The following is a 14,336-nucleotide window of genomic DNA, read 5'->3' as shown; positions in this document are numbered from 1 at the left end:
TAAATATGAAAGAGATTATCCTGATTACCGGCGGAGCACGCTCGGGCAAGAGCAGCTATGCCGAAAGACTGGCCCTTCGCCTCTCTCCTACCCCTGTCTACCTGGCCACGGCACGCATCTGGGATGAAGAATTCCGCCAGCGTGTGGCACGCCACCAGGAACGGAGGGGACCGGAATGGACCAACATCGAAGAAGAAAAGCATCTGAGCCGCCACCGGGTGGATGGACGTGTGGTTTTGACAGACTGCATTACGCTGTGGTGTACCAACTTCTTTTTCGACCTGAAGGGCGACATTGACCGGACGCTGGAGGAAGCGAAACGCGAATGGGATGCCTTCACCGACCAGGATGCCACGTTCATCTTCGTAACCAACGAAATAGGCTTGGGGGGCACATCGGACAATGAGCTGCAACGCAAATTCACCGACCTGCTGGGCTGGATGAACCAATACATCGCCGAGCGGGCCGACCGGGTCATTCTTATGGTATCAGGCATTCCCGTAGTCATCAAACCCAATACTGCCAATGAAATCGTTTAATATTACTTGCCCCGACGGACTAATCCGTCGCGCACTGACCGACAAGATAAACAACCTGACCAAACCCAAGGGTTCGCTGGGACGCTTAGAAGAACTGGCTCTGCAAATTGGACTTATCCAACAGACCTTGTCACCCGTACTGAAGCATCCGCAAAACGTCATCTTCGCCGCCGACCACGGCATCGTGGAAGAAGGTGTAAGCGTGTCGCCCAAAGAAGTGACCTGGCAACAGATACTGAATTTCCTGAACGGAGGTGCCGGCATCAACTTCTTGTGCAGACAACATGGATTCGAGCTCAAGATTGTCGATGCCGGAGTAGACAACGAGCTGCCCTATGAACGGGGCATCATCAACCGGAAGGTACGCCGCGGAAGCCGCAACTTTCTGCACGAACCCGCCCTGACGGAAGAGGAGTTTGAGCAATGCATAGAGTATGGGGCAGAAATCGTACGTCTGTGTCATGCTGAAGGAAGCAACGTGCTGAGTTTCGGAGAAATGGGCATAGGCAACACCTCGCCTTCATCGGTGTGGATGCATCTGCTGACCGGAATTCCTCTGGAACAGTGCATCGGGGCAGGAAGCGGACTGAATCAGGACGGTATCCACCACAAATATGAAGTATTGCAGCAAGCCGTAGCCCACTACCGGGGCGATGGTTCGGCCTGTGATGTCCTTCGACATTTCGGCGGACTGGAAATGGTGATGGCAACAGGCGCCATGCTTCAGGCAGCAGAACTGAAGATGGTGATTTTAGTAGACGGCTTCATCATGACCAACTGCATCTTGGCTGCTTCGCGCCTCTGTCCGGAGGTACTGTCTTACGCCATCTTTGCCCACGGAGGCGATGAAGCAGGACACCATCTGCTTCTGGACTACTTGCATACCCGTCCGCTCCTAAACCTGGGCCTGCGCTTAGGCGAAGGCACCGGTGCCGTGTGCGCCTACCCGCTGGTAGACTCAGCCGTGCGCATGATTAACGAGATGGACAGCTTTACTCATGCCGAAATAACAAAATACTTCTGACGCAACCATGATGAAAAACATGCTTGCCGCCTTTATCTTCTTCACCCGTCTGCCTTTCTGGCGAATAGCCCATGTGCCCGCCGACTGCTTTAAACAGGTAGTACCTTACTGGCCGCTGACGGGATGGCTCACAGGAGGCATTGTGGCCCTGACGCTTTGGCTGACCGGACAGATTTTTCCGCTTTCCGTGGCCTGGATACTTGCCCTGACAGCCCGTTTGCTCGTTACGGGATGTCTGCACGAAGACGGGCTGGCTGATTTCTGCGATGGTTTTGGCGGAGGCACTACACGCGAACGGACACTGGCCATTATGAAAGACTCGCACATCGGCACCTTCGGCGTCATCGGCCTCATTGTCTATTTCCTGCTGATGACGCAGATGGGTGCCATGCCACTCCACACACTATGTGCCGTGGCTTTCTGTGCCGATACCTACTCCAAATGGTGCGCTTCACACCTTATCAACTTCCTGCCCTATGCCCGCAAGGAAGAAGAAAGCAAAGCACAAGTCACTTACAGAAGGATGTCGGCGAAAGAAGCACTAATGGGAACCTTCTTCGGGTGGATACCCGTATGTCTGCTGCTCCCGGCAGGATGGATGTGGCTCTGTCTGTGTCCTCCCCTTGTCTTCTTCCTGCTCTGCCTTTGGATGAAAAAACGCTTGGGAGGATATACGGGCGACTGCTGCGGGGCCTTGTTTCTGCTTTGCGAATTGAGTTTCTATCTCTGCACACTGGCTTGGCTATGGAAGTAATTCTGATTCGACATACTTCGGTAGATGTACCTCCGGGAACCTGCTATGGACAGACAGACGTTGCCCTCTGCCCCACCTTCCCCGAAGAAGCAGCACAAGTAGCCCGTGCCTTGCAGTCAGAAGGCATTTTGGAAGCAGTCTACACCAGTCCGCTGAACCGGTGCACACGCCTGGCTACGTATTGTGGTTATGCTGATGCTGTGTGCGACGACCGCCTGCTGGAAATTAATTTCGGTGACTGGGAGATGCAACGCTATGACGAGATAACCGACCCCCGCCTGCATATTTGGTACAAAGACTACCTGCATGTAGCTGCCACCGGAGGAGAATCGTTCATGGAACAACTGCACCGGGTTTCGCTTTTTATGAAGGACTTGTGCGGAAAACCGTTCCAGAAGGCAGGTATCTTTACACACGGAGGAGTCATAGCCTGCGCACAAATCTATGCCGGAATCATCACACCGGAAGAGGCTTTCCGACATATACCCGCTTATGGGAGCATTGTCCGACTCCGCTTATGACCAACCGGCCAGACACTCAGCCAACATAATCAGGAGCAGCATCAGCACTTCTGCCTTTCGGTTGACAGATACCGCCTTTTGCATATCAGCAGTGTCCAACATCCGTTCATTGGAACCGATGTAGGGTTTCCAGACTTCTTCCCCGAAGTAGTTGTGTGGTCCTCCGAAACGGCAATTCAAAATTCCAGCCAGAGCAGATTCAGGATAACCGGAATTGGGACTGGCATGCTGGTTGCCGTAACGGACCACAAACTTCCACAAATCCGGACGACCGGAAACGAGCAACATGAGTAGAGCCGTGAGGCGGGCCGGAATGAAATTGGCCACATCGTCCATCCGGGCAGAAAAAGAACCGAACTTCCGGTAGCGTTCGTTGCGGTATCCCACCATACTGTCCAACGTGTTTACCATCTTATAGGCCATCATGCCGGGCACCCCAAGCACAAGATACCAAAAAAGCGGCGCGATAACCCCGTCACTTAGGTTTTCTGACAAGGTTTCCAGAGCGGCGGTACGTACCTCCTGAGCCGAGAGCGACTGAGTGTCACGCCCTACAATACGGGCTACCTGCCGACGTCCTTCGTCCAAAGAGCGGTCGACAGCTCGAAAGACTTCGCGCACCTCACGCACCAAGGTAGTTCCAGCCAGGCAATAGAAGATGAATAAAACCTCTAATGCCCATTCCAACCACGGAGAAATACCACCAGCTCCCCATAGCAGCCCCTTCATAACCAGCCACACACCCGCTACAAGTACCACCGCCATCAATGCCCCTTTTAGCCGACGTCGGACACCACGGTTGAAGGTATGTTCACACCAAGCAATGATACGTCCGAAAAGCACTACGGGATGAGGTAGCCACAAAGGGTCTCCGACCACCCGGTCAAGTACCCAAGCCAGGAGCAAAGGAGCAACTGTCAACACATATTCCATCATCATTCAACTTTCCAACCATTGTGCCATAGCTTCCAACAAATGATCGTTATCCTCTTTCCGCTGGGCAGACAGGCGAAAGAAAGCTTCGTTCAGTCCCTCAAAGTTAGAAGCATCACGGATAAGTATGCCATGTTCGCTGGCCAGATAATCCTTTAAAGCCGAAGAATGCCCCATGCGGAGACGCACCAGAAAGAAGTGCGTATCTGAATCCCACACTTCAAATACCCCCATGGCACACAAGCGGGACACCAATCTTTCTTTCTCCTTCAAGCATCCCGATAAATCGAAAGGAATAGCATTCGGATGTTCCGTCAGAAACAGTCCAGCCTCCAATGCCACTCCATTCACCGACCAAGGCATGCGGTGCGTACGCAAGTGAGCTACCAGCGGGGCTGGCCCGGTAAGAAATCCAAGTCGCAGACCGGGCATGGCATAACGCTTGGTCAGGGAGTGAAGCAGAAGCACATTGGGATACTTCGCCGCCTCACAGGCCGAAAAAAGAGGCTTGAAAGTGAAATCCTCGTAAGACTGGTCGATGACAAACAGCACTTGGGGATTGTTTTCAACCAATAAGGCCAAAGCTTCTTTATCCTGTACCTGACCTGTAGGATTGTTAGGATTGCAAAGCCAGAGCATCTGCAAGTCTTCGGGCAAGCGTCCGTGAGCAGGCCATTGGTAGAGCGAAACCACTCGATGACCATACATGCGGGCGGCATCGGCATACTCACTGAATGTAGGCTGAAAAACAGCACTCCGAATGCCGGTAAAAGTCTGGGCTATCAGATAAATAGCTTCCGTAGCGCCATTCGTAACGCAGACATTGTCGGGTAACAAGTGCAAATGACTCGCTATACGGCTTTCGAGAGTAAAAGGTCTGGGTTCAGGATAAACAGAGAGCACTTCACCTACCCGCTCGCGTAGGAACAAGCGCAGAGGAGTGGCATCTATCCAGTCTGTCAAATTCGAACTGAAGTTAATCCGTATAGGGTACTTATATTTATAAAGGTCATCACCGTGTCCTTCTATCATAAGGCTTCGTGAGGAGTTGAGGTGGTTAATATGCGATAGATTTGCGGCATGTCGGCATAAGTGCGTACATGATTTGCCAGACGGTCGTATTGCGTTTCCTTAAACTGACGGGCATCGAAATCGGATGTCTTTGCCCACTTGCCAGCCAAAGGAGCAAACAGGAGATGAAGGAAAGCCGGATAATCCAGGATGCCGTGCAGATAAGTACCCATACATCTTTCATCCATCCGGTAACCATCTGTACCTCCGTCGGCCAGGTAAATCAAAGGAGAAGGTGAAGCTCCCTCACCCAGGACTGTTTCACCCATGTGGATTTCGTACCCTTCCAGCCATTCTCCACCCTCCGGTTGCAGGCGGAAACGGGTGCGCCGTGTCACCTTGTCGGACATCATACAGGTACGCACTGGCAAGAGTCCTAAACCGGGATAGCATTCCATATCACCTTCTACATGATGCGGGTCAAGGATTTCCTGCCCCATCATCTGATAGCCACCGCAAATACCCAAGATAACAGTTCCTTTCTTTCGCGCACAAAGAATGGCCTGAGCGGCTCCACTTCTCCGCAATGATTCCAAATCGGCAATGGTGCTTTTGCTTCCTGGCAGAATTATGACATCCGCTTCCAGCAACTCTTCCGGCCGACGGGTATAAAAAAGATGGATACGCGGGTCTTGCTCCAAAGCTCCAAAATCTGTAAAATTACTCAGATGGGGCAATAAAACCACCGCTACATTGACTTTTCCTGCCTCGGCTTCCGTATGTTTGAAGGCCAGCGATACAGAATCTTCCTCATCAATGGCAAGGCCTTGCAGAAAGGGTATCACGCCAAGGACAGGAATGCCGCAAAGTTCTTCCATCATCTTCACCCCCGGCTGGAAAAGGCGAAGATCGCCCCGAAACTTATTTATCAGAACGCCCTTTATCAAGCGACGCTCCTCCGGACGAAGCAAGGCCAAAGAGCCGTAGACGCTGGCAAAGACTCCTCCTCGGTCAATATCGGCCACCAGAAAGACATCAGCTCCGGCATGGGCTGCCATGGAAAGATTGACTAGGTCTGTATCACGCAGATTGATTTCGGAAATACTTCCTGCTCCTTCAAGCACCACGGGGTTGTAACGTGCCGAAAGTCTATCGTAGGCAGCACAAACTTCCCGCCGCAACTCATCGCGCCCCTCTTTACGGAAATAGTCATAAGCATCCAGATTGCCCACAGGTCGCCCATTAAGTACAACCTGCGACGTATGATCGGATTGAGGCTTGAGCAACAGCGGATTCATATCTGCCTGGCAAGGCACACCTGCCGCCTCGGCTTGCACCACCTGCGCACGCCCCATCTCCAGTCCGTCGGACGTGACGTAAGAATTAAGCGCCATATTCTGTGCCTTGAAGGGAGCGGGGCAATAACCATCTTGCCGGAAGATGCGGCAAAAAGCCGTAGCCAGGATACTCTTACCCACATCGCTCCCCGTACCTACCAGCATCATAGGATGTAACTTCTGCCTCATCCCATCAACCCCAATAAATGTAAGCCAGTGTGGCCACGCTGATAACTATCCAAAGCAATACGCCTTGCACCAGTGGCCGGATGCCGACAGCCTTCAGTACATCACGCGAGAGGGAAGCACCGATGAAGAAAAGCGTAATAGTAAGCATCTTGCGGGCAAAATCATTGATGAAAGCTCCCACCTGCACTCCTGTCTCCGTACGTCCTAATACATAGGTATTGAACACCATGGCAAGCACAAAGAAAAGGATGAACCAGGGCATATACATCTTCTTGCCTTTGCTCTTGAAGATGAAAGAAGTGACAATGGCCAGTGGAATAATCCACAAGGCACGGGTCAGCTTGATAGTAGTAGCTACCTGCAAAGCTTCTTCACCGTATGCAGCACCGGCACCGACCACGGAACTGGTATCGTGTATGGCGATGGCTGCCCAAGTGCCAAACTCATGCTGCCCCATCTGAAGCCAATGACCGATGACCGGAAAGATGAATAAGGCAATGGCATTGAGTATGAATATGGTTCCCAGAGCCACCGACATTTCCTCATCCTTGGCTTTCAGTACAGGCCCCACAGCTGCTATGGCACTTCCTCCACAAATAGCAGTGCCCGATGAAATGAGGTAGGAAGTATTGCGGTCTACCTTCAGGCATTTGCGCCCGATGAACCAGCCTATGAGCAGTGTACCTATCACGGAAATAATAGTAAACTCCATTCCTTCCTTACCCGATGCAAGCGAAGCATGCAAATTCATGCCGAAGCCCAAACCGACTACAGAATATTGCAAGAGGTATTTAGACATCTTCTTATTAAACTTAGGATATGCCTGTCCGCACATCAAAGCAAAAGCCAGTCCCAAGAAAAGAGCTACAGGGGGAGTGGCCCATCCCACATAAGGAGCACATACAGGCACATAATCCAGCATGAGACATACGAAGAGCAATGCCAGGAGAGAAACATAAACAGGCTTTTTCCTGGCTTGTAAGGAGGTTGAGGTTTCAGTCATAAAATGATTGTATTAAGTGAATAAGTTTATTGGTAGTTTAAAATTCTTAAGTCAAGGAAGTGATTAAAACTTTCCGACCGCCATACGGCACAATTCTCATTTGATTGATAATCAACACATTATTTCTTATATATAAGAAGCTTACTGCTTATCGCATAGAAGTAAACTGCTTATCGCTTGGCTGCGTGCTGCAAAGCGCGTATCAGGACTGCCATTCTTATGCACGCGGGGCCTCCGATGGCACAAGAAAGTTTAAATAACTTCAAAGCATGACCGGCACTCATAAACTCAAAAGTTACAGAATCGGAACCTAAAAACAGAAGGTTCTATTTTTGCGGGCACAAAGGTACAGCTTTTTACCGGATTTACAAATCATCGGGTGCAATCCCCCAAATATGCATCAGCGAATAGGTAATCAAGTCTATGCTGCAAGGAAATCCCCCATCCGGCTCTTCCAGCAGGAAACAAAGCACCTTACCGAGTGCATCGTCTTCATCCGACTCCGTATTGAAATCATGTAGCGTCTTGGCTAATTTTTCTCCATATTCATAAAAATCCGGTACCAGCAGAAGACGTTTCACCTCCTTGGCATCAAGCGCCAACTTCATCAATTCAGCAAACAAACCTGCACGCGACACCAACCCTGCCGAAGGAACAACAGAGAAAGAGAACTCTCCTATCGGAGTCTGACAAGCCTGCCCGTCCAATTCCTCCAAAGCAGAGGGGATACATCCCGGCATTTGCCGGACACCTTCATCAGCCACCCAAAGAACTTGCAATTCGTTGCTTTCGCCACGCAAACCTCCATCCAACGCGAGGCATATCAACCAGTCCACCAAATCCGTATCGGGCAACTCGCGTCCCAGCTTATTACCCATCAACAGCTTAATGTCACGAACCGTTCCATTCAAGAATGCCGCATCCAACAGAAGGACATTCGGAGCAAATATAATGTTTTTTTTATCCATATCAGAAAATATTAACGAAGTTCTTATTCAACCCGGACTACAGGCTACAAGTAAAATTATCCGGGAATCTCTTTGGCACAACAGCAACCTATGTTAATAAAGAAAGACGCCTGCCACGCCACAAAGCACAATCATCAGAATGGGATTCACCTTGTATCGCTTGGTGCCGATGAAAGCCACGACAAAAATAACGCAACTAATCAGAAACGAACGCGTATCATCCACCGGCGAACCGAAATTCTCCACATTCATAAGCACCAATGCAGCCGAAGCCAGCAATCCCACCACAGCCGGACGCAACCCACTAAACACCGATTCTACCACAGGGTGCTTCTGGTATTTCAAGAAAAAACGACTAATAGTGAGCATCAGGATAAACGAAGGGAGTACCACTGCAAATGTAGCCAACACTGAACCAAATACCCCCCAACCCATTCCATATCCGGCATTGACTATGGCATCATACCCTACGTAGGTGGCAGAATTGATGCCAATAGGTCCCGGAGTCATCTGACTAATGGCCACAATATCCGTAAACTCTTGCGGCGTAAGCCACTCGTGGCGGGTAACGACCTCTCCTTGAATCATGGAAAGCATAGCATAGCCTCCACCAAATCCAAAAAGACCGATCTTAAAGAAGGTATAGAAAAGTTGCAAAAAAATCATTGCGCAATGACAAATTAAAATAGAAATAACTAATCAAATTTAGCCCGGATGTACATGTACCGCTTCGTCACACTGGAGAAAAATCTCCTCTGTAAACTCTATGCAGCACACGCAAACAGGCAAAATTCTCTAACAGAAAAGCATCACGTCCTGTGTTCTGTGTCTGCCTTCTTATTTTTCATCTTTCCATAAACATATCCTCCTACACCAGCAGCAATAATAATCCAGATAGGTGAGAATCCGAGCAGCCAGATGAGTAAGGCCGACACAACAGGTATCCATACATTATACCGGTTGATCCGAGCAGACTTGGCCATGCTGAACGTCGGCGCCGCAATCAGTGCCACCACAGCCGGACGAATCCCTTTGAAAATACGCTCCACCAAAGCATTGTCCTTGAAATTATGGAAAAACAAAGCAATGGCCAGAATGATGAGAAACGACGGAAGCACCGTGCCCAAAGCCGTAACTATGCTTCCCGGCACCCCTTTTAGACGATAACCGATAAAAATGGAGATGTTAACAGCCAGGATGCCTGGCGAAGACTGGGCAATGGCCAATAAATCGATGAAGTCTTCCTTGGCCAACCACCCACGCCGGGTCACAATCTCATCCTCTATCAACGGCACCATGGCATAGCCTCCACCAATCGTAAAAGCACCAATCTTGAAAAAGATAGAAAAAGCATCCAGATACAGATTCATTTCGCCATACAACTAAATAATTCAACTTTTGCCACTTGAGTTGCAACAAGCAAGAGACAGACCTGCCTGTTTCTAATTACTTGATAAGATTGTCTTTGGCATACCGGCTGGGGCTGACGCCAAAGTGCTTCTTGAATACCTCACGGAAATATCTGGCATCGCTAAATCCCGTCATCTCCGCCACTTCAGTAATGGAGTAACGATGTTCCCTTAACAAAACCCTGGCACAATTCAGACGAATAAGCCGTACATAATCTGCCGGAGCCTGCCCCGTGAGTGCCTTTAGCTTGTTGTAAAAGCTGGTACGACTCATATTAAGCAGGTCGCAAAGGGAATCAATGTTGAATCCAGGATTATTCATATTCTCCTCCACATATTTCTTAACGTGGGCAATGAATTTCCAATCTTGCTCGCCGGTGCAGTTGGCACAAGGTTGAAAAGAACCTTGTGATCCTTCACACGGTTGCTTGGAATAGAGACGGGCATACGTCCTTATTTTCCGCAAACGGGCACTCCACACATTAGGAGTCTCCTTCTCCATGCGGAAATGATGCCCCACCCCCTCGGCCATCCGATAGAAAACACCGGTTTGCTGGAGCACCGAGTACACTTCGCTGCGTGCATCTTCCGGCAAATCTCCACGTCCTGCCAATGCCTCCAGCCGCTCTTTCATAGCGGCCAGAGGCATACGGAGGTCATAGAGCGTCTGAATAAGCAGAGCGTTCTCTTGCTTGCGATAGTGCTTCTTCTTGGGTTTCATAAAGCACAATAAGAGTGAGAACCCATGTCGAACGTCCTCATTTTCTCAATTTCTCCTCTATCCACTTGCGGGCATTGACAAAAGCCTCTATCCACGGCGTCACCTGGTCGGTCTTGACACGGTCGGCCAGATAAGAAGCATTCTGCCAGGGGAAGATGGCACGCTCCAAGTGGGGCATAATAGCCAGATGGCGTCCGTCAGCACTGGCCACAGCTGCTGCCGAATAGTCAGAGCCATTGGGATTGCCAGGATATTCATCGTAGCTGTATTTGGCTACTATGTTGTAGTGCTCTTCCGCATAGGGCAAAGAGAACTTGCCTTCGCCATGAGCCACCCAGATACCCAGCTTGCTTCCGCTCAGCGAACCGAACATCACACTTCGGTTAGTGGGAATGGTAAGACCCAGGAAGCGACTCTCAAACTTATGCGAGTCGTTGTGGAGCATTCGGATTCGCTTCTCGTCTTCGGGAACAATAAGGTTCAACTCCATCATCAGCTGGCAACCGTTACATACTCCCAGCGAAAGCGTGTCTTCGCGAGCATAGAACCGGTCGAGGGTTTCCTTGGCCTTGGGATTGAAGAGGAAAGCACCCGCCCAACCTTTGGCCGAACCCAAGACATCGGAATTGGAGAATCCGCCACAGAAGACTATCATATTTATATCATCCAGTGTCTCACGCCCACTCACCAGGTCGGTCATCGTCACATCCTTCACGTCGAATCCGGCCAGATAGAGCGAATAAGCCATCTCACGCTCACCGTTGGTGCCTTTCTCGCGGATAATAGCAGCACGGATTCCAGAAGGTGTACGACGGTCGGGACTGATGCCGTAGCCAGAAAGCTTGCCGGTAAATCCGGGCTGGAAAATAAGTTCTACCGGCTGCATCTTATAGTTCTCATAACGCTTCTTGGCACAGCCGTTCATAGATTGCTTACGGTCGAGCAGATAAGAAGTAGAATACCACACATCGCGCAGATAGTCGATGCCAAACTGATAAGTTGCCTCGTCCTTCGTTACAAGAATATGGCGCTCATCGGTAGGCTTACCCAACTTAATATAGCCCACACCCGCATCTTCCAATAGTTTCTTCACTTCATCCTTGTGCTTGTTGCTTACCTGAATAACTACACCAGGATTTTCGGCAAAAAGAATCTTCACCAAGTCCGTCTCCTTGAACTTGTCAAGACTAATGTCCAAACCACCCTCCATATTAGAGAAGCACATCTCAAGCAAGGTCGTTATAAGACCACCTGCCGAAATATCATGTCCTGCCAAGACAAGCCCGCGGCTGATAAGCTCCTGAACGGCCTGGAAGGCATCGCGGAAATATTCGGGATTCTGTACCGTAGGCACCTCGCTACCCACCTTGCCCAAACTCTGCGCAAAAGCCGAACCTCCCAGTTTAAGACGGTCGAAACTGAAGTCTATATGATAGAGTGTGGTATGCGGATTGTTGACTAAGACGGGCGAAACCACCTTCTTGACATCACTCACCTCACCACCGGCCGATACAATGACCGTGCCCGGAGAAATCACCTTACTACCATCGGGATACTTCTGCGTCATAGAGAGTGAATCCTTGCCGGTAGGTACATTGATGCGCAAGGCACAGCAGAAGTCGCTTAAAGCCTCGACCGCCGTATAGAGGCGAGCATCCTCACCCTCTTGCGAACGGCAGGGCCACATCCAGTTTGCCGAAAGCGAGACGGTATCCAACCCCTCAACCAGGGGAGCCCAAACGATGTTAGTCAGAGCTTCGGCCACAGAGAGCACGGAACCGGCCTTCGGATCAGCCAGCCCAGCCTGCGGTGCATGTCCCAAAGCTGTCGCAATGCCCTTTTCGCCCCGGTAATCCAATGCCACAACGCCACAGTCGCTCAGCGGCAACTGAAGTTCGCCCACACACTGCTGCCGGGCAATCTTACCCGTCACCGAACGGTCTACCTTGTTGGTCAACCAGTCTTTGCAAGCCACTGCCTCCAACTGGAGCACATTAGCCAGGTATTCATGCAGTTTAGAAAGCTCATAAGTCGGCATCTCATAGTGATGCTCTACCGTCTTGTCTATCATAAACGTCTTGGGCGACGAGCCGAACATTTGGTCGACCGCCAAATCGAAGGGGCGCACTCCATCAGCCTGCTGGAAAGCAAAGCGATGGTCGCCTGTAGTCTCGCCGACCACATACATCGGGGCACGCTCGCGTTCGGCAATCTTGGCCACATGCTCAATGGCTTCTTCCTTAATCAACAGCCCCATGCGTTCCTGGCTTTCGTTGGCAATGATTTCCTTGGCCGAGAGAGTTTTGTCGCCAATAGGTAATTTGCTCATATCAATCAAACCGCCACAATCCTCTACTAACTCAGAGAGGCAGTTGACATGTCCGGCCGACCCGTGGTCGTGAATGGAAACCACCGGATTAACATCTTCTTCACAAAGAGCACGTACCACGTTATAGACACGCTTCTGCATTTCGGCATTGGCACGCTGCACGGCATTCAGTTCAATGCCGCTGCTATAACGTCCGGTATCAACAGAAGACACCGAACCTCCACCCAAGCCAATGCGGTAGTTGTCGCCGCCCATAACCACGATTTTGTTTCCTGCCTCCGGATGACCTTTCTGGCAATCACGCTCCGTGCCGTAGCCTACGCCACCAGCCAGCATAATAACCTTGTCGTAGCCATATTCGGCATCGTCGGGTGTTTCCTGATGTTCAAAAGTCAGCACCGAACCGCAGATAAGCGGCTGGCCAAACTTATTACCAAAGTCGCTGGCACCGTTCGATGCCTTGATAAGTATCTGTTCGGGCGTCTGGTAGAGCCATTTGCGCACAGGCAGTATTTCCTCCCACGGACGTCCTTCCTCCACACGGGGATAGGCAGTCATGTAGACAGCCGTTCCGGCAATGGGCCACGATCCTTTGCCTCCCCCCATACGGTCGCGGATTTCTCCGCCCGTACCTGTTGAGGCACCGTTGAAAGGCTCCACAGTGGTAGGGAAATTGTGCGTCTCTGCCTTGAGGGAGATGACGCTCTTGATATCTTTCACCTGGAAATAATCCGGTTTGGACTGATCGGCAGGAGCAAACTGCTCGATGACAGGGCCTTCGGCAAAAGCCACATTATCTTTATAAGCCGATATGATGCGGTTGGGATTCTCTTTGGTAGTTTTCTTAATCATCTGGAAGAGGGACGATTCCTTCTCTACGCCGTCGATGACAAACGTGCCTCCGAAGATTTTATGGCGGCAATGTTCGGAATTGATTTGGGCGAACCCAAAGACCTCACTGTCCGTCAGAGGACGTCCCAAGTCTTTCTCTACTTTCTTCAGATAAGCTATCTCCTCGGCACTGAGCGCCAGCCCTTCCTGTTCGTTATAAGCCTCCAGGTCCTCGATGTGCCGGATAGGTTCGGGCTGACGGTGTGTAGTAAACACGTCTTGGTCCAACCCCCGGTACATGCGTTGCAGCATGGGATCATGGTCAGCATCTTCGCTCTGCACGGGGAAGTATTCCTCGATGCGGGTAATGCCCTTCAAGCCCATGTTCTGGACGATTTCCACCGCGTTGGTGCTCCACGGAGTAATCATCTCGCGGCGCGGTCCCACGAAATAGCCAGCAAGATTGTTCTCGGCCTCAGGGGTTGCTTCCCCAAAAAGCCAACAGAGTTTCTCGTTCTCTGCCCGATCGGGCGTATGGTCGCACTCTACAGCAATCACGCTCTGCGACTGGGTTCTGAAAAAGCTAATCATTTCTTTTATAAGGTTATAATAATATTTATCGTTGCGTATCAGGCGGCAGGCCTTCAAACTTGTGCAAAGGTATAAATAAAATATGAAACAGCCACGAAACAAAGGATGGAAATGGCTGTCTTAAAAAACACAAGCGTCTGTTATCCCGCTGCCACCCTCGGCTTATCCACCGGCAA

The 14,336-nt window shown here is 50.6% G+C and carries 12 protein-coding genes and 1 pseudogene; 4 read left to right on the top strand and 9 right to left on the bottom strand.

Annotated elements, in window-relative coordinates; translation table 11 throughout:
• The first annotated feature begins 5 nt into the window (after nucleotides 1-5).
• The 4 genes from cobU to cobC are packed head-to-tail and all read left to right on the top strand — an operon-like array spanning nucleotide 6 to nucleotide 2,838.
• Nucleotides 6-539, top strand: coding sequence for a bifunctional adenosylcobinamide kinase/adenosylcobinamide-phosphate guanylyltransferase (gene cobU / locus B5F34_RS05000; RefSeq protein WP_087335897.1), 534 nt, complete (start codon nucleotides 6-8; stop codon nucleotides 537-539).
• Complete coding sequence (gene cobT / locus B5F34_RS04995; protein WP_087335709.1) at nucleotides 526-1,563, top strand: nicotinate-nucleotide--dimethylbenzimidazole phosphoribosyltransferase; 1,038 nt, start codon at nucleotides 526-528, stop codon at nucleotides 1,561-1,563. The genes cobU and cobT overlap by 14 nt, the downstream gene beginning before the upstream one ends.
• 10 nt (nucleotides 1,564-1,573) lie before the next feature.
• Nucleotides 1,574-2,317, top strand: a complete 744-nt coding sequence (cobS, locus tag B5F34_RS04990) for an adenosylcobinamide-GDP ribazoletransferase (protein ID WP_087335894.1) — start codon at nucleotides 1,574-1,576, stop codon at nucleotides 2,315-2,317.
• Nucleotides 2,308-2,838 (top strand): alpha-ribazole phosphatase, encoded by a 531-nt coding sequence (cobC, locus tag B5F34_RS04985; protein ID WP_087335707.1) that lies wholly within the window; start codon nucleotides 2,308-2,310, stop codon nucleotides 2,836-2,838. Before cobS ends, cobC begins: the two co-directional genes overlap by 10 nt.
• Here cobC and cbiB read toward each other — a convergent pair.
• The 9 genes and pseudogenes from cbiB to purL all read right to left on the bottom strand — a co-directional run bounded on the left by cbiB (nucleotide 2,833) and on the right by purL (nucleotide 14,199).
• A complete protein-coding gene (cbiB, locus tag B5F34_RS04980; RefSeq protein WP_087335705.1) occupies nucleotides 2,833-3,777 on the bottom strand; it encodes an adenosylcobinamide-phosphate synthase CbiB in 945 nt (314 codons plus the stop codon). The genes cobC and cbiB overlap by 6 nt on opposite strands.
• A complete protein-coding gene (locus tag B5F34_RS04975; RefSeq protein ID WP_087335703.1) occupies nucleotides 3,778-4,803 on the bottom strand; it encodes a threonine-phosphate decarboxylase in 1,026 nt (341 codons plus the stop codon).
• Nucleotides 4,800-6,308, bottom strand: a complete 1,509-nt coding sequence (locus B5F34_RS04970) for a cobyric acid synthase (protein WP_087335701.1) — start codon at nucleotides 6,306-6,308, stop codon at nucleotides 4,800-4,802. The genes B5F34_RS04975 and B5F34_RS04970 overlap by 4 nt, the downstream gene beginning before the upstream one ends.
• 4 nt (nucleotides 6,309-6,312) lie before the next feature.
• Nucleotides 6,313-7,311 carry a putative sulfate exporter family transporter gene (locus B5F34_RS04965; RefSeq protein WP_087335699.1) on the bottom strand — a complete coding sequence of 333 codons (999 nt, stop codon included), beginning with the start codon at nucleotides 7,309-7,311 and terminating at the stop codon, nucleotides 6,313-6,315.
• A 365-nt stretch (nucleotides 7,312-7,676) separates the two neighbouring features.
• Nucleotides 7,677-8,279, bottom strand: coding sequence for a DUF6621 family protein (locus B5F34_RS04960; RefSeq protein ID WP_087335697.1), 603 nt, complete (start codon nucleotides 8,277-8,279; stop codon nucleotides 7,677-7,679).
• A gap of 93 nt (nucleotides 8,280-8,372) precedes the next feature.
• A complete protein-coding gene (locus B5F34_RS04955; RefSeq protein ID WP_087335696.1) occupies nucleotides 8,373-8,945 on the bottom strand; it encodes a chromate transporter in 573 nt (190 codons plus the stop codon).
• Nucleotides 8,946-9,088: 143 nt separating this feature from the next.
• On the bottom strand, nucleotides 9,089-9,649 hold the full coding sequence (locus B5F34_RS04950; RefSeq protein WP_087335892.1) for a chromate transporter: 561 nt from the start codon (nucleotides 9,647-9,649) through the stop codon (nucleotides 9,089-9,091).
• A gap of 76 nt (nucleotides 9,650-9,725) precedes the next feature.
• A pseudogene (locus B5F34_RS17840) lies at nucleotides 9,726-10,079 on the bottom strand (helix-turn-helix transcriptional regulator); the annotation flags it as partial.
• Between the two features lie 367 nt (nucleotides 10,080-10,446).
• Nucleotides 10,447-14,199: a phosphoribosylformylglycinamidine synthase gene (gene purL, locus B5F34_RS04940; protein ID WP_255376950.1), complete on the bottom strand. Its 3,753-nt coding sequence runs from the start codon at nucleotides 14,197-14,199 to the stop codon at nucleotides 10,447-10,449.
• Nucleotides 14,200-14,336: the final 137 nt, after the last annotated feature.

Origin of the sequence: Mediterranea sp. An20 (genome assembly GCF_002160055.1) — a bacterium.
Lineage (GTDB): Bacteria > Bacteroidota > Bacteroidia > Bacteroidales > Bacteroidaceae > Bacteroides > Bacteroides avicola.
This window is presented reverse-complemented; position numbering and strand designations above follow the sequence as displayed.